The sequence below is a fragment of the Roseococcus sp. YIM B11640 genome (assembly GCF_049727625.1).
Classification (GTDB): domain Bacteria; phylum Pseudomonadota; class Alphaproteobacteria; order Acetobacterales; family Acetobacteraceae; genus Roseococcus.
Genome location: NZ_JBBJOZ010000002.1, coordinates 387,294 through 404,490 on the forward strand (window position 1 = coordinate 387,294; position 17,197 = coordinate 404,490).

Below are 17,197 nucleotides of genomic sequence, written 5' to 3' on the forward strand. Positions count from 1 at the left end.
TTAGGCTTGATGAAGGGAGCCTCGCAATGCTTTAAGCTTAAAATATGCAATCCCTGGCAGGACAGCGCGCTTTGGTGAGCGGGGGCGGAACCGGCATCGGCCTGGCCTGCGCCGAGGCGCTGACCCGGGCGGGCGCGGAGGTCACGGTTCTGGGCCGCCGCGAGGCACCGCTGCGCGCCGCCGTCGAGGCGGGCGCGGCCGCCAAGCTGCTGGTCGCCGACGCCACGGCACCTCCGGAACTTCCGGGCTTCGCCATCCTGGTGAACGCGGCGGGCACGGCGGTGAGCCTGCCTTTCCTTAAGACGACCGACGCCGATTTCCGCGCCGCCCTCGACGCGAACCTCATGACGGCCGTCTCACTGTCTCGCGCGGTGCTGCCGGGCATGCTGGCGCCTGGGTATGGGCGCATCGTCAACATCGCCTCCACGGCGGCGCTCAAGGGCTATGCCTATGTGGCGCCCTATGTGGCGGCGAAGCACGCGCTGCTGGGTTTCACGCGCGCGCTGGCGCTGGAGGTCGCCTCCAAGGGCGTGACCGTGAACGCCATCTGCCCCGGCTTCACCGAGACGCCGCTGCTGGCCGAGAGCATCCAGCGCATCGCCGCCAAGACCGGCCGAGACGAGGCCGCGGCGCGCGCCGAGCTCGCGAAGCACAACCCGCAGGGGCGCCTGTTCCAGCCGCGCGAGATCGCGGAGCTGGCGCTCTATCTCTGCTCGGATGCGGCCGCGGGGATCCACGGCGCCGCGCTCCCCGTCAGCGGGGGCGAGATCTGATGGATGCCGAGTCCGCCCTTTCCGACGCGGCGCCCGGCCATAAGGACGAGCTGCGGCTCTGGCTGCGCCTTCTCACCTGCGCGAATCTCATCGAGGCGCAGATCCGCCGCCGCCTGCGGCTGGAATTCGACACCACCCTGCCCCGCTTCGATCTGCTGGCCGCTCTGGAGCGCGACGGCGCCGGGCTGACGCTGGGCGAGGTCTCGCGCCGCATGATGGTCAGCAACGGCAACGTCACCGGCCTCGCCACGCGGCTGGAGGCGGAAGGGCTGATCGAGCGCCGCCTGGACGCCGACGACCGGCGCTCCATCCGCCTGCGCCTGACGGCGAAGGGCGCGCGGGAATTCGCGCGGCAATCCGCCGCCCATGAAAGCTGGATCGCCGAGATGCTGGAAGGGCTCGCGCCCGGGGATCGCGCGCAGCTCTACCGCCTGCTCGGCCACGCCAAGACCTCTATCCGCGACAGGCTCGACACGGAATGACGCCCCTCTCCTCCTACTCCGCGCAGCATCTGCGCCTCGAAGCGGCGGGGGGAGTGATCACGCTGACGCTCGACCGGCCGGAGCGCAAGAACCCACTCACCTTCGAGAGTTACGAGGAGATGGCCGCCATCTTCCGAGCCGCCGTGAAGGATGAGGAGGCGCGCGCCTTCATCGTGACGGGCGCGGGCGGCAATTTCTGCTCGGGCGGCGATGTGCACGAGATCATCGGCCCGCTGCTCGACCGCGACACCAAGGGGCTGATGCAGTTCACCGCCATGACGGGTGAGCTGGTGAAGGCCATGCGCGCCTGCCCGCAGCCCATCATCGCGGCCGTGGACGGCATCGCGGCCGGCGCCGGCGCCATCATCGCGATGGCCAGCGACATCCGCCTCGCCACGCCGCGGGCGCGGGCGGCCTTCCTCTTCAACCGCGTGGGGCTCGCGGGCTGCGACATGGGTGCCTGCGCCATCCTGCCGCGCATCATCGGCCAGGGCCGCGCGAGCGAGCTGCTCTACACGGGCCGCCCGCTGCGCGCCGAGGAGGGTGCCGCCTGGGGCTTCTTCAACCGCCTCGTCGCCGAAGACGCGCTGATGACGGAGGCGCGCGCGCTGGCGGACGAGATCGCCGCCGGCCCCGGCTTCGGCCATGCCATGACCAAGCGCATGCTCGCCATGGAATGGGCGATGAGCGTGGAGCAGGCCATCGAGGCAGAGGCCGTCGCCCAGGCGCTCTGCATGACGACGCAGGACTTCCGGCGCGCCTACGAGGCTTTCGTCGGGAAGCAGGCGCCCGTCTTCAAGGGTAACTGATGGCCGACAGCAGCTTCCTCGACTGGCCCTTCTTCGAGGCGCGCCACCGCGCCTTCGCCGCCGAGGTCGAGACCTGGGCCGTCGCGAATGCCGACCGCCTCACCGAACATCACGACGCCGATGGCAGCACGCGCGCCCTGGCCCGCGCCATGGGCCAGGCGGGGCTGCTGCGCGTCGCGGCGCCCGAGGACGGCAAGCTCGACGTCCGCAGCCTCTGCCTCGCGCGCGAGATCCTGGCGCGGCATTCCGGCCTCGCGGATTTCGCCTTCGCCATGCAGGGCCTCGGCACCGGCGCCATCACGCTCTTCGGCAGCGAGGAGCTGAAGCGGGAGGTGCTTCCCGGCGTGCGCGCGGGCACCACCCTGGCCGCCTTCGCGCTGTCCGAGCCCGAGGCGGGCAGCGATGTCGCCGCCCTGGCCATGACGGCCACCCGCGACGGCAACGCGCACTGGCGCCTCGATGGCGAGAAGACCTGGATCAGCAATGGCGGCATCGCCGGCAGCTATGTCGTCTTCGCCCGTAGCGGCGAGGCGCCGGGCACGCGCGGCCTCACCGCCTTCTGGGTGCCGGGAGACGAGGTCGCGGTGGCCGAGCGCATCGAGGTATCCGCCCCGCACCCCCTCGCGCGGCTGCGCTTCGAGGGCGTGCGGGTGCCCGACGCCCATCGCATCGGCGCGCCTGGCGAGGGCTTCAAGCTCGCGATGGCGACGCTCGATGTCTTTCGCGCCACGGTCGGCGCGGCGGCGCTGGGCTTCGCCCGGCGCGGGCTGGACCTGCTGCTGCAGCGCGCGACGACCCGCCAGCTGTTCGGCGCGGCGCTCTTCGATCAGCAGATGACCCAGGCCGCCATCGCGGATGCCGCGGTGGACGTGGATGCCGCCGCGCTGCTCGTCTATCGCGCCGCCTGGCTCAAGGACCAGGGCACGCCGCGCGTCTCGCGCGAGGCCAGCATGGCCAAGCTCCACGCGACCGAGGTCGCGGGCCGCATCGCCGATGCCTGCGCGCAGCTGCATGGCGGCCTCGGCGTCGTCCGCGATTCCGCGCCCGAGCTGCTGACGCGCGAGGTGCGCGCGCTTCGCGTCTACGAGGGCGCCTCCGAGATTCAACGTGTCGTGATCGCCCGCGCCGAGCGGGAAAGGATGTGAGCATGGATAGCTTCGCGCGCGACAATCTGCCGCCTCGTGAGGAATGGCCCGACTTCCTGCCCATCCCCTACCCCGAGCGGCTGAACTGCGCGACGGAGCTGCTGGACCGCAACCTGGCGGAGCGCGCCGACCATCCCGCCGTCATCACCCCCGCCGAGACACTGACCTACGCCGAGCTCGCCGAGCGCGTGAACCGCATCGCCAACGTGCTGGTGAACGACCTTGGCATGGTGCCGGGCAACCGCGTGCTGCTGCGCTCGGCCAACAATGCCTGGATGGTGGCCGCCTATTTCGCCGTGCTGAAATCCGGCGGCGTCGTGGTCGCGACCATGCCGCTTCTGCGCGCGCACGAGCTGGGGCAGATCTGCCAGAAGGCGCGCATCAGCCACGCGCTCTGCGACGCGCGCCTCGCCGAGGAGATGCGCAAGACCGACGCGCCCGACCTGAAGCACCTCGTCTTCTGGGGCGACGGCGACCTGGAGGCCCGCTGCGCCGCGGCGAGCCCGGATTTTGCGCCCTATGATTCCGCCGCCGACGAGACCTGCCTGATCGGCTTCACCTCCGGCACGACGGGCGAGCCCAAGGGCACCATGCATTTTCATCGCGACATGCTCGCGATCTGCGATGCCTATTCGGCGCGCGTCCTGAAGCCCAACAAGGACGACCGCTTCATCGGCTCGCCGCCGCTCGCCTTCACCTTCGGCCTCGGCGGCCTCGTGCTCTTTCCGTTCCGCGTAGGTGCCACCGCCATCCTGCTCGAGCGCGCGAGCCCCGAGGACCTGCTGCCCGCGATCGCCGCGCAGCGCGCCACCATCTGCTTCACCGCGCCCACCGCCTACCGCGCCATGGCCGCGCATGCGGCGAGCCACGACATCTCGTCCCTCCGCAAATGCGTCTCCGCCGGCGAGACCCTGCCCAAGCCGATCTTCGACCTCTGGCACGAGAAGACCGGTATCAAGCTCATGGACGGCATTGGCGCGACGGAGATGCTGCACATCTTTATCGGCGCGCCGGAGGAGAAGGTGCGCGCGGGCAGCACCGGCCTCGTCGTCCCGGGCTACGAGGCGCGCGTGGTGGATGCGGAAGGCATCGAGGTTCCGCGCGGCACGCCCGGGCGGCTTGCCGTGCGCGGCCCCACCGGCTGCCGCTACCTCGCCGATCCGCGGCAGCGGAAGTACGTGGAGAAGGGCTGGAACATCACGGGAGACACCTACATCCAGGATGAGGAAGGCTATTTCTGGTACCAGGCCCGCAGCGACGACATGATCGTCTCCTCGGGCTACAATATCGCGGGCCCAGAGGTGGAGGTCGCGCTTCTCATGCATCCGGCCGTGCGCGAATGCGGCGTCGTGGGCACGGCAGACCCCGAACGCGGGCAGCTTGTCACCGCCTTCGTGGTGCTGCATGCCGGCCAGTCGCCGGATGAAGCGACGACCCGGATGTTGCAGGAACATGTGAAGGCCGTGATCGCCCCCTATAAGTACCCTCGCCGGGTCGTCTTCCTGCCCGAGCTGCCCAAGACCGGCTCGGGCAAGCTGCAACGCTTCGCACTGCGCCAGCGATGAGCCGGCCGCAGCCCCTTCCGGCGAGCGCGCTGCCCGCTGCCGCCGCGCGCATCCCCGGGCGCATCCGCTTCTCCGACTGCGATCCCGCCGGCATCGCCTTTTTCGGTGCCTGGTTCACCCTGGCCAATGCCGCGATCGAGGATTTCTTCGACATGACGCTCGGCGTGGATTTCCATCATCTTCATGGCGAGCGCCGCACCGGCACGGGCTTCGTGCATGCCGAGGCGGACTGGTTTTCGCCGGGCCGCATGGGGGATCGCATCCTCTTCACGCCGATCGTGACCCGCATCGGCGGCGCCTCCTATTCCACGACGCTGCACGCCCATCGCCAGGAGACGGAACTGGTGCGCTTCCGCTTCGTGAACGCGACGACGGACCTCGACAGCGCGCGCTCCCGCCCCGTCCCCGAAGACCTGCGCGGCGCCCTTGCGCGCTACGCCGCCTCCTGCGAAAGCCTCGCGCCATGAGCCTCACCGCGCTGCATCCCAAGGGCTGGCCCGCGCCCAAGGGTTATTCCAATGGCCTGATGGGCGAAGGTCGCCTCGTGATCCTGGGCGGCCAGATCGGCTGGGACGCCACGGGCCGCTTCGCCGAAGGCTTCGTGCCCCAGGTGCGCCAGGCGCTGACCAATATCCTGGCCGTGCTGGCGGAGGCCGGCGGCAAGCCCGAGGACATCGCGCGCCTCACCTGGTACGTCACCGATATCGGCGAGTACCGCGCGAGCCTGTCCGAGCTCGGCCCCGCCTATCGCGCCGTGATGGGCCGCCACTTCCCGGCCATGACGCTGGTGCAGGTTGCCGCCCTGGTGGAGGAGGAGGCGAAGGTGGAGATCGAGGCCACGGCCATCCTGCCCAAGGTGTGAGCCCGACGGAGGCCATCCGGGCGGAAGCACTCGCCCTCGGCTTCGACGTCGCACGCTTTACCCAGGCCGTGCTGCCCCTTTCGGCGCGGCAGCGCCTCGATAGCTTCCTGGACGAGGGCGCCCATGGCGGCATGGGCTGGCTGGAGGGCCGCCGCGCCCAGCGCGCCCAGCCGCGCGAGCTCTGGCCCGAGGCCATCAGCGTGATCGCCCTCGGCCTCAACTACGGGCCCTCCTACGATCCGCTCGCAAGCCTCGGGCAGCCCAGCCGCGCCACCATCAGCGCCTACGCCCAGGGCCGCGACTATCACGACGTGGTGAAGAAGCGCCTGAAGGCGCTTGGCCAATGGATGGTCCGGCAATTCAAGGGCAGCGAACTCAAGGTCTTCGTGGATACCGCCCCCGTGATGGAGAAGCCGCTGGCGGCCCAGGCGGGGCTCGGCTGGCAGGGCAAGCACACGAACCTCGTCAGCCGGACACATGGCTCCTGGCTCTTCCTGGGCGAGATCTACACGACGCTGGAGCTCACGCCCGACGCGCCGGAGACGGATCATTGCGGCAATTGCCGCGCCTGCCTCGATTCCTGCCCGACCTCGGCTTTTCCCGCGCCGTACCGGCTGGATGCGCGGCGCTGCATTTCCTACCTCACGATCGAGCATCACGGCCCCATCCCGCATGAGTTTCGCGAGGCGATGGGCAACCGCATCTACGGCTGCGACGACTGCCTCGCCGTCTGCCCCTGGAACAAGTTCGCCCGCGAATCCGCCGAGATGCAGCTGGCGCCCCGGCACGAGATCGCCCCGCCGCTCGCGGAGCTGGCGACGCTGGACGATGCGGGCTTCCGCGAGCGCTATTCCGGCTCCCCCATCAAGCGGATCGGGCGCAACCGCTTCACCCGCAATGTGCTGAACGCCATCGCCAACAGCGCCGACCCCGGCCTGCTGCCCACCGCGCGTGCCCTGTGCGAGGATACGGACCCCGTGGTGGCCGAGGCCGCCCGCTGGGCCGTGGAGAGGTTGCAAGCATGACGGACAGCGCACTGGTGCTGTTTTCCGGTGGGCAGGACAGCGCCACCTGCCTCGCCTGGGCGCTCGACCGCTTCAACCATGTCGAAACCCTGGGCTTCGACTACCGCCAGCGCCACGCGATCGAGCTCACCTGCCGGGAGAAGCTGCGCCAGGGCATGGCCTCTCCCCGCCTCGGGCCGGACCACATGCTCGACCTTGGGGTGCTCGGCCAGGTCAGCGAGACGGCCCTGACCCGCGAAGCGGAGATCGCCCTGCGCGAGGACGGGCTGCCCAATACCTTCGTGCCGGGCCGCAACCTGATCTTCCTCACCTTCGCGGCCGCGCTCGCCTACCGGCGTGGGCTGAAGCACATCGTGGCCGGCATGTGCGAGACGGATTACTCCGGTTATCCGGACTGCCGGGACGACACGATCAAGTCGCTCCAGGCTACCATCAACCTCGGCATGAACACGCGCCTCGTTCTGCACACGCCGCTGATGTGGCTGGACAAGGCGGCCACCTGGCGGCTGGCGGAGCAGCTGGGCGGCCCGGCCCTGGTGGAGCTGATCCGGGTCGAGAGCCATTCCTGCTACAAGGGCGAGCGCGGGACGCTCCACCCCTGGGGCTTCGGCTGCGGCGCCTGCCCGGCCTGTGACTTGCGCGCCGCCGGGTGGCGGGCCTATTCCGGGGACCATGTCTGACCGCGCCCAGGCCGAAGGCTTCCTCTTTCTCATCTGTTTCGGCCTCTGCATCCCCGTCGCCAATTGGCTGATCGGGAATGTGGGCACGGTCTGCGTCGCCCAGGGCCCCTGCCTGATCCCGGTGGCGCCGGGCGTCATGGCGCCCTCCGGCGTGCTGATGATCGGCCTGGCGCTGGTGCTGCGGGACCTGGTGCAACGGCGGCTCGGCCTGGGCTGGGCGGCGGCGGCCATTGTCGCCGGCACGGCGCTTTCGGCGCTGCTGGCGCCCCCGGCGCTGGTCCTGGCCTCCGCGGCGGCCTTCTTCCTGTCGGAGCTGGCCGATCTCGCGGTCTACACGCCCCTGCAGCGCCGCGGGCTGGTGCGGGCGGTATTCTTCTCCTCGGTGGTGGGGCTGACGCTGGACAGCCTCGTCTTCCTCTGGCTCGCCTTCGGCAGCCTGGAGTTCCTACCGGGGCAGGTGATCGGCAAGGCCTGGATGGTGCTGCTGGCCATCCCGGCGGTCGCGCTGCTCCGCCGCCGCGACGCCCAGCTCGGCCTCTGCTGAGCCCATGACCGTCGCCATCGAGATGGGCCAGACGCGGCAGGGCGTGGCCGCGACGCTGGATCTGGAGGAGCTGCTCTCCACCCGCCTGCTCGTCCAGGGCAATTCGGGCTCGGGCAAGTCGCATCTGCTGCGGCGCCTGCTGGAGCAGAGCGCGCCTTGGGTGCAGCAAGTGATCGTGGATCCCGAGGGCGATTTCGTGTCGCTGGCCGATAAGTACGGCCACCTCGTCATCGACGTGGGCGACCATTCCGAGGCCAGCCTCGCCCGTGCCGCCGACCGCGTGCGGCGGCACCGCGTCTCGGTCGTGCTCAACCTCGACAGCGTGGAGGTCGAGGCCCAGCTGCGCTGCGCCGCCGTCTTCCTGAACGGCCTCTTCGACGCCGACCGCGACGTCTGGACGCCCGTGATGGTCGTGGTGGACGAGGCGCAGCTCTTCGCCCCCGCCATGGCCGGCGAGGCCTCGGACGAAGCCCGGCGGCTTTCGCTCGGCGCCATGACCAACCTGATGTGCCGTGGCCGCAAGCGCGGCCTCGCGGGCGTGATCGCGACGCAGCGGCTGGCCAAGCTCGCGAAGAACGTGGCGGCCGAGGCTTCCAACTTCATGATGGGCCGCACCTTCCTCGACATCGACATGGCGCGCGCGGCCGACCTGCTGGGCATGGAGCGCCGCCAGGCCGACAGCTTCCGCGATCTGGAGCGGGGGCATTTCGTGGCGCTCGGCCCCGCCATCTCGCGCCGGCCGCTCTCCGTCCGCATCGGGGGGGTGGAGACGGAATCGCGTAGCGGTGGGCCGCGCCTGGTCCTGCCGCCCAGCACCGCCACGCTCGAGGAAGCGCGCGAGCTCATCCTGACCTCCGAACCCGAGCCGGAGCGCCCACCGCCGCCGCGCCGCGCCCCGCGCCCGCCGCCGCCGGACATCCTGGTGCAACTGGCGCAGTACAGCCCGCCGGCCGCGGCCGCCGCGCCAGAGCCGGTGGAGCTCACGCCCGAGCAGGTGGAGGAGCGGCGCGGCCGCATCGCCGCCACGCTGCAGCAGGTGCTGGCGGCCGAGGACGCCGCCTTCCGCCCCATCGGCGTGCTCTACCAGGATTTCCTTGTGCGGCTGCGCATCGCCGAGATCGATGGCCCGCCGGACCTGCCCACCTTCCGTCGCATGCTCGCAACCGCCCGCGCCGGCATCGCGCCCGAGGCCGCGGATAGCGAGGAATGGAAGGCGGCCGTTGCCCGCGCGGAAGCGCTCACGGAAGACGCGCAGGGCGTCTACCTGCTCCTGGCGCGCGCGGCCCTGGACGGCCTGCCCTGCCCTTCGGACGCGACGATCGCCCGCGCCTATGGCACGCATTCGGTCGGCCGCGCCCGACGGCTGCTGGGCTGGCTCGAGGAGCGCAAGGCCATCGTCTGCCGGAAGGAGCGCGGCGGCCAGCGCTCCATCGCCATGGTGGGCCTGGGTTGGGAGACCGCGCCCGGCCTCCCGGACGGCCCCGCGGAAAGCCTGTCCGCCTAGGGCAGCACCGCCTGCATCGAGGTCTTCACCAGGATCGCCGCCGGCCCTGGCCGCCGGATGGCCTCCTGCATCGCCGGAAAGTCGTCGCGCGTGTTCACCCGCAGCACCGGCAGGCCGAAGGCCTGGGCCCAATGCGCGAAATCCGGATTGGCGAACATGGTGCCGCTCACCCGCCCCGGATGCTGCCGCTCCTGGTGGATCCGGATGGAGGCGTAGCCGAGGTTCTCCGACAGCAGCAGCTTGATGGGCAGTTGGCGTTCCACCGCAACGGCCAGCTCGCCCCCCGTCATCAGGATGCCGCCATCGCCCACGCCGCAGACCACCGTGCGGCCCGGACAGCGCAGCGTGGCCGCCACGGCCGAGGGGACGCCGAAGCCCATGGCGCCCGAGATCGGCACCAGCAGCCGCTGGCCGGGGCTGTAGGAGACCTTGCGGTAGAAGGGCGCGCCGAAGGTGCCCGCATCCAGCGTAACGATGCCATCCGGCGGCAGGGCCGCGCCCACCGCCTGCGCGACCTCGGGGAAGGCCAGCCCATCCGGCCAGTCGCGCGGCTTCACCTGGCAATCGGCCACGTGCAGGTCGCGCAGCCGCTTTGCCCAGGCCGCCCGGCCCGGCGGCACGTTGGAGGGCGGCATGGCGGCGATCACTGCCAGAGGATCGGCCGCGAGCGCGATCTCGGCCGGGAAGAGCCAGTTCAGATGCTTGGGGTCGGGGCAGACATGGATCAGCCTCTGCCCCGGCGCTGGCCAGGAATAGCCCTGGGTGGTGATGTCGGTGAGCCGCGTGCCGAGCGCCAGCACCAGGTCCGCCTCGGCGAAGGCGTTGCGCTGCGCGTCGGGGTTCCGCAGCCCCATGTCGCCCGCATAGAGGGGGCTGTGGTTGTCGAAGAGGTCCTGCCGCCGGAAGGAGACCGCGACCGGCAGATTCCAGGCCTCCGCGAAACGGGCCAGGGCGGCGCGGCCCTCCTCGCTCTCGAAGCCGTGGCCCGCGAGGAGGATGGGCCGCTCGGCCGCGGCCAGCGCGGCGGCGATGCGCGCGGCTTCGTCGGGCGTGGGCCCCGGCGCGCGGGCGAGCGCGTAGCGCGGCGCGACCGCCGCGCATTCCATGTCCAGCACATCCTCGGGCAACGAGAGCACCACGGGGCCGGGCACGCCCTGCATGGCCATGGCGTAGGCGCGCGCGATGAGCTCGGGCACCTGCTCAGGCCGCGTCGCCTCGCCCACGAACTTGCAGAAGCCGCCGAACATGCGGCCGTAGTCGATCTCCTGGAAGGCATCGCGGCGCAGGTCCCGCGCCTCCACCTGGCCGATGAGCAGGATCAGCGGCACCGCATCCTGCTCGGCGGTATGAAGCGCGATGGCAGCGTTGCAGGCGCCGGGACCCCGGCTGACCATGAACACGCCCGGCCGCCCGGTGAGCTTGGCATCGGCGATCGCGGCGAATCCGGCGCCGCCCTCATGGCGGTTCACCACCAGGTCGATGGGCGCGTCGTGCAAGGCTTCGAGAAGGGCAATGTAGCTTTCGCCGGGAACGCAGAAAGCACGGTCGATTCCCTGGGCGACGAGAAAGTCCACCAGGCGCTGGGCAGCAGTCGGCAAGTTCTTGTCCTTGAAACGTCCGGACGAAGGATCGTCGCCCGCACGCCGCCCGTCAAACCCGGGGCGTCTCCCAGAAGCGCACCGAGGTTTCCGTGACGACGCCACGGTCGACGCGGATGGTGGCCTCGATGGAGACCATCATCCGTCCCTCGCCCGGCCGGCGCATCAGGCAGACCCACTCGCCCGTGAGCGCGGGAGGGGCGCTGCAGTTGAGCCCCAGCGAATTCAGCCGCTGAACCGCGGGGCCGGGGTCGCGGCCCACGGGCGAAAGCGCGTCGATATCCCGCTTCATCAGCTCCGCGCCGCGACGCGGGCCCTGCCGCAGGTAGAGTTCGATCTGCGTGCGCGGACGATGATCCGGCCAGAAGACCGCGACGGCCCCGACGAGGGCAGCCAGGATCAGGAAGACGATCAGGGCCCGGCGCTTCGTGCCGGGCTGCATGCGGTCGGAGGTTGGCGCGTCTCCCGAGATCATGCCGCCTTCTTCAGGCGCGGATTGCCGAGGAAGCGCCCCGGGGCCGCGGTGCCGGGCTCGGAGCCCTCGGTGTAGGTGCGCTCGCCATTGCACCAGACCTGCAGGATGCCTTCGGAGACGAGATCCGGCTCGGACCACGTGGCTTTGTCCTTCACGCGGGAAGGATCGAAGAGCACGAGGTCGGCGAAGCCGCCGGGGCGGATGGTGCCGCGGTCCGGCATGCCGAAGATGGCCGCGGTGCGCCCCGTCATCTTGTGGATCGCGGTCTCCAGGCTGAAGAGCTTCACGTCGCGCACATACATCCCCAGCACGCGCGGGAAGGTGCCCCAGAGGCGGGGATGAGGCTTGGCGTCATGCGGGATGCCGTCGCTGCCGATCATGGAGCGCGGATGCGCCATGATGCGGCGGACATCGGCCTCGTCCATCTGGAAGGTGATGGCGCCCGCGGGCAGCAGCTTGTCGGCGGCCGCCCTGCGCGTCATGCCCCATTCATTGGCGATGTCGTCCAGGTTGCGCCCGGCCATCTCGGGGAACGGGACGGACCAGGTGATCTGCACCTGCACGTCCTGGCGAAGCTTGTCGGGCATCAGCACGGTCGAGCCCGCGGGATAGGGGTAGACGTCGAAGGCCACGGGCTGGTCCTGGGCCATGCGGTCCATCAGCGCCAGCGTCTCGCGCGAGCGGCCGAAATTCTCGCTCATGCTGCATTTGTGGTGGCTGATGCAGAGGTCGAGCGCGCCGGTCTCGCCGCCCGCCTCGCGCGTGGTGCGCAGCGTCTCGCGGATGCTGTCCAGCACGTGGTCCGCCTCGTCGCGCATGTGGGTGGCGTACATGCCGCCGACCTCGGCCACGACCTCGGCGATGGCGATGACCTCCTCGGTCGTCGCCTGGGCGTTGGGCGGGTAGTAGAGGCCGGTGGAAAAGCCGCAGGCGCCCTCGCGCAGGGATTCGCGCAGGCGGTCCTGCATCTTCACGATCTCGTGATCCTTGGCGGCGCGATAGACGTCGCCGTCCATCGCTTCCACCCGCAGCGACATGTTGCCGCAGAAGGCGAAGGTGTTCACCGCCGTCGGGCGCTTCCGCAGCGCCTCGGCATACTCGCCAAAGCTGCCCATGGTGAACCAGCTTTCGTCGCCCAGCAGGTCCAGCGGCGGCGGCGGGCGCTTGGTCATCCGCACGGGGGCGAGGCTGACGCCGCAATTGCCGACGACGACGGTGGTGACGCCCTGGCTCGTCTTGCAATGCACGCATTCCGGCCCGCAGGTGACGAGCCGGTCGTCATGGGTATGGGCGTCGATGAAGCCGGGGGCGAGCGCCATGCCGTTGGCCAGGACCTCCTCCCGGCCCGAAGCGCTGCCGAGGTCGCCGACGGCCACGATCCGGTCGCCCTCCACCGCCACATCGCCCCGGAAGCGGGGGGCACCCGTCCCGTCGAAGATCTGGGCGTCGCGAACGACGAGGTCACAGCGCAGCGTCATCGGTTTCTCCTTGTCGGACGGCGATCATGCCCGACCCGGGCGGGGGAGGCTATCCGGGGGCGATTGCATGAAGCCGTCTCCATGACGTATCGGTCAGGCAAGTCAGGAGGAAACCATGTCCATGCTTCGCCGCACCGCGCTGGCCGCAGCCCTCGCAGGGGCCCTCGCCGCCCCTGCCCTGGCGCAGACCCAGATCACGATCCAGCACCCGCTGCCCCTGAACAGCCACTACGGCGCCGGCGCCACGGCCTTCAAGGAGACGCTGGAGCGGCTGACGAACAACCGCTACCGCGTCACCATCCAGCGCAACGACAATGAGCGCGAGATGGTCGAGAGCACGCAGATCGGCACGCTGGACTGCACCGTCACCTCCACCGGCCCCGTGGGCAACTTCGTCCCCGCGGTCCGCAATGTCGACGTGCCGTTCCTGTTCCGCGACTACGCCCATGCCCGCGGCGTACTGGACAGCGATGTGGGCCAGTCCATCCTGACCCAGTTCAACTCGCGCGGGCTGGTCGGCGTGATCTGGCTGGAGAATGGCTTCCGCCACCTGACCAACAGCCGCCGCGAAGTGGCCGCGCCGGCCGATGTGCGCGGACTCAAGGTCCGCACCATGGAGAACCAGGTGCATATGCGCGCCTTCACCACGCTCGGCGCGCTGCCCACCCCCATGGCCTTCTCGGAGCTCGTGCCCGCGTTGCAGCAGGGCACGGTGGATGGGCAGGAGAATCCCATCCCGGTGATCGTGGCCAACAACCTCAACCAGGTGCAGCGCTACCTGACGCTGACGGCGCATGTCTATTCGCCGGCCCTGCTGATCTGCAATCCGAGCGTGATGGGCCGGCTCTCCGCCGCCGACCGCACCGCCTTCATGGAAGCCGCCCGCGCGGCCCAGGCCGCGAACCGCGAGCGCGTCTCGGCCGACGAGGCCTCGGGCGTGGAGGAGCTGCGTCGCCGGGGCATGACGGTCACGTCGCAGCTGGACAACGCCGCGTTCCAGACGGCGCTGGCCCCCGCCTTCGCGGAATACGAGCGCTCGCTGGACGGCGCCCTGCTGCGCCGCCTGCGCGAGTGGCAGCCGCGCCAGTAGACGCCTGATGAATGCGATGAACCTCTGGCCGCTCGTCATCGTGGCGGCGGCGAGCGTGCTGGCGGTACCCCTGGCCTTCTGGCTGAGGGGCACGGATGGGCCGCGGCAGGCGATCCTGGCAGCGGACCGGGCCGCGACGGGGCTGGCCACGCTGCTGGCCTGCCTCGCGCTGGCCATCGCCGTGCTGGCGGGCTTCTGGCAGGTCATCGCCCGCTTCGCGACGGAAACGCCCTCCATCTGGTCCGAGGCGCTGGTCCGAACCGCGCTGATCTGGATGGGCTTCCTGGGCCTGGCGGCGGCCATCCGCACCGGCGCGCTGGTCTCCATCGACGTGCTGCATCGCCATTCGCGCGGCGCCCTGCGCGACGCGGTGGAGGGGGCCGCGCTGGCCTCCGTGCTGGCCCTGATGGGCATCCTGTTCTGGTTCGGCTGGATCATGTCCGAGCGCGTGAAGTTCCAGGAAATGGCGGGCCTCGAGGTCTCGATGAGCTGGGGCTATGCCGCGCTGCCGATCGGCGCGGCCTTCTGCCTGCTGGGGGCGCTTGCGCACTTCCTCGACAGACGCGCCGAGGAATTGGAGATGGCCGTATGAGCTCCATGATGCTCACCGTGATGCTGGTGCTCTTCGCCGCCAGCATCCCGGTCGCCATCGCCATCGGCATCGCGGCGGTCGTCGGCGTCGCGGGCTTCACGAGCTTCCCGCTGATCGTGGCGGCCCAGCAGCTCTTCGTCTCGCTGGACCGCTTCCCTCTGGCCGCCATTCCCTTCTTCATCCTGGCGGGCAACCTGATGGATGTCGGCGGCATCTCGCGCCGGCTGGTCGAATTCGCCAAGTCCATCGTAGGCGGTGTGCAGGGCGGGCTGCCGGCCACCTGCATCGTCACCTGCATGATCTTCGCCGCCATCAGCGGCAGCTCCGTCGCCACCACCTTCGCCATCGGCGCGGTGATGATCCCGGCGCTGGTCAAGCACGGCTATCCGGTGGCCTTCGCGGCGGCGCTGCAGGCCACGGCCGCGGAGCTCGGCGTCATCATCCCGCCGTCCATCCCGATGATCCTCTACGGCGTCACGACGCAGACCTCGATCCCCGAGCTCTTCATCGCCGGCTTCGGCCCGGGCTTCCTGATCGGCGGCGTGCTGGTGGCCACCGTGCTGGTCTGGTGCCGCATCATGGGCTGGGGCAAGCAGGACGGGCTTGGTCGCCTTCCCTTCCTCGTCGCCCTCAAGCAGGCGGGCTGGGCCCTCTTCATGCCCGTCGTCGTGCTGGGCGGCATCTATGGCGGCGTCACCACGCCGACCGAGGCGAGCGTCATCGCCGTGGTCTACGCGATCCTGGTCGGCATGTTCCTGCACCGCGAGATCGGCGTGCGGGACCTCTACCCGATCTTCCGCAAGTCGGTGATCTCCTCGGCCGTCATCCTCTTCATCATCGCCTGCGCGGGCTTCTTCTCCTGGCTGCTGAACCGGCAGGGCGTGCCGGACGCGGCGGCGGAATGGCTGGTGCAGAACTTCGAGGGGCCGGGCTGGTACCTGCTGGGCGTGAACCTGTTCCTCTTCCTCGTGGGCATGTTCGTCGAGACCTCGGCCAGCATCATCGTGCTGGCCCCCATCCTCGCCGAGGCCGCCCAGCGCATGGGGATCGACCAGGTGCATTTCGGCACGGTGATGGTGGTGAACCTGGCGTTGGGGATGATCACGCCTCCCTTCGGCGTGAACCTCTTCGCCGCGGCGCAGGTCGCGGGCACCAGCATCGACCGGATGATGCGCTACCTGCCCATCTTCATCGCGGTCATCTTCGCCTGCCTGATGGTCATCACCTACGTGCCCGCGATCGTGATCTGGCTGCCTCAGCTCGTCTTCCGCTGATTGGGCTTGCGCGGTGCTGCGCGGCAACGCAGCATCGCCCCCAATTGGAAGGAAACGACATGAATCAAATCACCCGCCGCGGGGCCCTCGGCGCCACCGCGGGCGCGACCCTCCTGCCCGTGGCCCGCCGCGCCCATGCCCAGGCACGCGACAACACCATCCGCATCGGCGTGCTGGCGGATTTCTCCGGCCCCTACCGCGACACCTCGGGCCCCACCTCCTTCGCCGCCGTGCAGCAGGCGATCGAGGATCTCGGCATGGCCCAGCGCGGCATCAACGTGGAGGTCGTGCAGGGCGACCATCTCAACCGCCCCGACGCCGCGCTGGCACTCGCCCGCCGCTGGATCGACACCGCCGGCGTCGACATGATCTGCGAGGTGAACAACAGCGCCGTCGCGCTCGCCGTCGCCAACCTGGTGCGCGAGAAGGACAAGGTGCAGCTCGCCTCCGGCGCCGCCAGCTCCGCCCTCACCGGGCCGCAATGCTCCACCCACACCATCCAGTGGACCTACGACACCTGGGTCTTCGCCAATGTCGTCGGCGGCGCCACGGTGCGCTCGGGCGGCGACAGCTGGTACTTCATCACGGCCGACTACGCCTTCGGCCACCAGCTGGAGCGCGATACGAGCCAGTTCGTCACCCGCGCCGGCGGCCGCATGCTGGGCAGCGCCCGCTACCCCTTCCCCGGCACGACGGACTTCTCCTCCTTCCTCGTGCAGGCGCAGGCGAGCCGGGCGAAGGTCGTGGGCCTCGCCATGGCCGCCGCCGACACGCAGAACTGCGTGAAGCAGGCGCATGAGTTCGGCCTGACGCGACGCGGCCAGAAGCTCGCGGGCATGATCATGTTCGTGCAGGACATCAAGGCCATCGGCCTGGAAGCCGCGCAGGGCATGCTGCTCTCGGAGGTCTTCTACCACGACCTCAACGACCGCACGCGCGGCCTGGCGCAGCGCATCCTGCGCCGCACGCCGACCAACATGCCCGGCCAGGAGCATGCCGGCACCTATTCCTGCGCCATCCATTACCTCAAGGCCGTGATGGAGGTGGGGGTGCCGCGCGCCAAGGCCTCGGGCATCGAGGTCATGAACGTCATGAAGCGCATGCCGACGGACGACGATGCCTTCGGCCCGGGCCGCGTGCGCGAGGACGGGCGGAAGATCCACCCGGCCTATCTCTTCGAGGTGAAGTCCCCCGCCGAGAGCCGGCAGGAATGGGACTACTACAAGCTCGTCGCGACGGTGGGCGCCGAGGAAGCCTTCCGGCCGCTCAGCGAGGGCGGTTGCCCGCTGGTCCGCACCTGA

At 70.2% G+C, this 17,197-nt stretch carries 18 protein-coding genes; 15 read left to right on the plus strand and 3 right to left on the minus strand.

Annotation, left to right across the window (positions count from 1 at the left end):
• Positions 1–74 precede the first annotated feature (74 nt).
• From WJM96_RS09290 to WJM96_RS09340, 11 genes are read left to right on the plus strand one after another with little or no spacing between them, the layout of a single operon-like run.
• Entirely contained in the window at positions 75–773 is a 699-nt protein-coding gene (locus tag WJM96_RS09290) for an SDR family NAD(P)-dependent oxidoreductase (protein ID WP_424812194.1), read from the plus strand.
• Positions 773–1,255 (plus strand): MarR family winged helix-turn-helix transcriptional regulator, encoded by a 483-nt coding sequence (locus WJM96_RS09295; protein ID WP_424812195.1) that lies wholly within the window; start codon positions 773–775, stop codon positions 1,253–1,255. The genes WJM96_RS09290 and WJM96_RS09295 overlap by 1 nt, the downstream gene beginning before the upstream one ends.
• Positions 1,252–2,064: an enoyl-CoA hydratase family protein gene (locus WJM96_RS09300; protein ID WP_424812196.1), complete on the plus strand. Its 813-nt coding sequence runs from the start codon at positions 1,252–1,254 to the stop codon at positions 2,062–2,064. The genes WJM96_RS09295 and WJM96_RS09300 overlap by 4 nt, the downstream gene beginning before the upstream one ends.
• Complete coding sequence (locus tag WJM96_RS09305; RefSeq protein WP_424812197.1) at positions 2,064–3,209, plus strand: acyl-CoA dehydrogenase family protein; 1,146 nt, start codon at positions 2,064–2,066, stop codon at positions 3,207–3,209. Before WJM96_RS09300 ends, WJM96_RS09305 begins: the two co-directional genes overlap by 1 nt.
• Before the next feature lie 2 nt (positions 3,210–3,211).
• Entirely contained in the window at positions 3,212–4,774 is a 1,563-nt protein-coding gene (locus WJM96_RS09310; RefSeq protein ID WP_424812198.1) for an AMP-binding protein, read from the plus strand.
• On the plus strand, positions 4,771–5,241 hold the full coding sequence (locus WJM96_RS09315) for an acyl-CoA thioesterase (RefSeq protein ID WP_424812199.1): 471 nt from the start codon (positions 4,771–4,773) through the stop codon (positions 5,239–5,241). The genes WJM96_RS09310 and WJM96_RS09315 overlap by 4 nt, the downstream gene beginning before the upstream one ends.
• Complete coding sequence (locus WJM96_RS09320) at positions 5,238–5,636, plus strand: RidA family protein (RefSeq protein WP_424812200.1); 399 nt, start codon at positions 5,238–5,240, stop codon at positions 5,634–5,636. Before WJM96_RS09315 ends, WJM96_RS09320 begins: the two co-directional genes overlap by 4 nt.
• Positions 5,633–6,661, plus strand: a complete 1,029-nt coding sequence (gene queG, locus WJM96_RS09325; protein WP_424812201.1) for a tRNA epoxyqueuosine(34) reductase QueG — start codon at positions 5,633–5,635, stop codon at positions 6,659–6,661. Before WJM96_RS09320 ends, queG begins: the two co-directional genes overlap by 4 nt.
• Complete coding sequence (gene queC, locus WJM96_RS09330) at positions 6,658–7,341, plus strand: 7-cyano-7-deazaguanine synthase QueC (protein WP_424812202.1); 684 nt, start codon at positions 6,658–6,660, stop codon at positions 7,339–7,341. Before queG ends, queC begins: the two co-directional genes overlap by 4 nt.
• On the plus strand, positions 7,334–7,885 hold the full coding sequence (locus WJM96_RS09335) for a VUT family protein (RefSeq protein ID WP_424812203.1): 552 nt from the start codon (positions 7,334–7,336) through the stop codon (positions 7,883–7,885). The genes queC and WJM96_RS09335 overlap by 8 nt, the downstream gene beginning before the upstream one ends.
• Before the next feature lie 4 nt (positions 7,886–7,889).
• Positions 7,890–9,389: a helicase HerA domain-containing protein gene (locus WJM96_RS09340; RefSeq protein WP_424812204.1), complete on the plus strand. Its 1,500-nt coding sequence runs from the start codon at positions 7,890–7,892 to the stop codon at positions 9,387–9,389.
• Here the strand turns inward: WJM96_RS09340 and WJM96_RS09345 are convergent.
• Genes WJM96_RS09345 through WJM96_RS09355 form a run of 3 tightly spaced genes read right to left on the minus strand, consistent with a single transcriptional unit; the run spans position 9,386 to position 12,940 of the window.
• Complete coding sequence (locus WJM96_RS09345; protein ID WP_424812205.1) at positions 9,386–10,987, minus strand: thiamine pyrophosphate-binding protein; 1,602 nt, start codon at positions 10,985–10,987, stop codon at positions 9,386–9,388. The genes WJM96_RS09340 and WJM96_RS09345 overlap by 4 nt on opposite strands.
• 52 nt (positions 10,988–11,039) lie before the next feature.
• Positions 11,040–11,462: a hypothetical protein gene (locus tag WJM96_RS09350; protein ID WP_424812206.1), complete on the minus strand. Its 423-nt coding sequence runs from the start codon at positions 11,460–11,462 to the stop codon at positions 11,040–11,042.
• Positions 11,459–12,940: an N-acyl-D-amino-acid deacylase family protein gene (locus WJM96_RS09355; RefSeq protein ID WP_424812207.1), complete on the minus strand. Its 1,482-nt coding sequence runs from the start codon at positions 12,938–12,940 to the stop codon at positions 11,459–11,461. Before WJM96_RS09355 ends, WJM96_RS09350 begins: the two co-directional genes overlap by 4 nt.
• 115 nt (positions 12,941–13,055) lie before the next feature.
• Here WJM96_RS09355 and dctP point away from each other — a divergent pair, with 115 nt between their 5' ends.
• The 4 genes from dctP to WJM96_RS09375 are packed head-to-tail and all read left to right on the plus strand — an operon-like array spanning position 13,056 to position 17,197.
• Positions 13,056–14,030 (plus strand): TRAP transporter substrate-binding protein DctP, encoded by a 975-nt coding sequence (dctP, locus tag WJM96_RS09360; protein ID WP_424812208.1) that lies wholly within the window; start codon positions 13,056–13,058, stop codon positions 14,028–14,030.
• Positions 14,031–14,037: 7 nt separating this feature from the next.
• Positions 14,038–14,622: a TRAP transporter small permease gene (locus tag WJM96_RS09365; RefSeq protein ID WP_424812209.1), complete on the plus strand. Its 585-nt coding sequence runs from the start codon at positions 14,038–14,040 to the stop codon at positions 14,620–14,622.
• Complete coding sequence (locus WJM96_RS09370; protein ID WP_424812210.1) at positions 14,619–15,896, plus strand: TRAP transporter large permease; 1,278 nt, start codon at positions 14,619–14,621, stop codon at positions 15,894–15,896. The genes WJM96_RS09365 and WJM96_RS09370 overlap by 4 nt, the downstream gene beginning before the upstream one ends.
• Positions 15,897–15,955: 59 nt before the next feature.
• A complete protein-coding gene (locus WJM96_RS09375; protein ID WP_424812211.1) occupies positions 15,956–17,197 on the plus strand; it encodes an ABC transporter substrate-binding protein in 1,242 nt (413 codons plus the stop codon).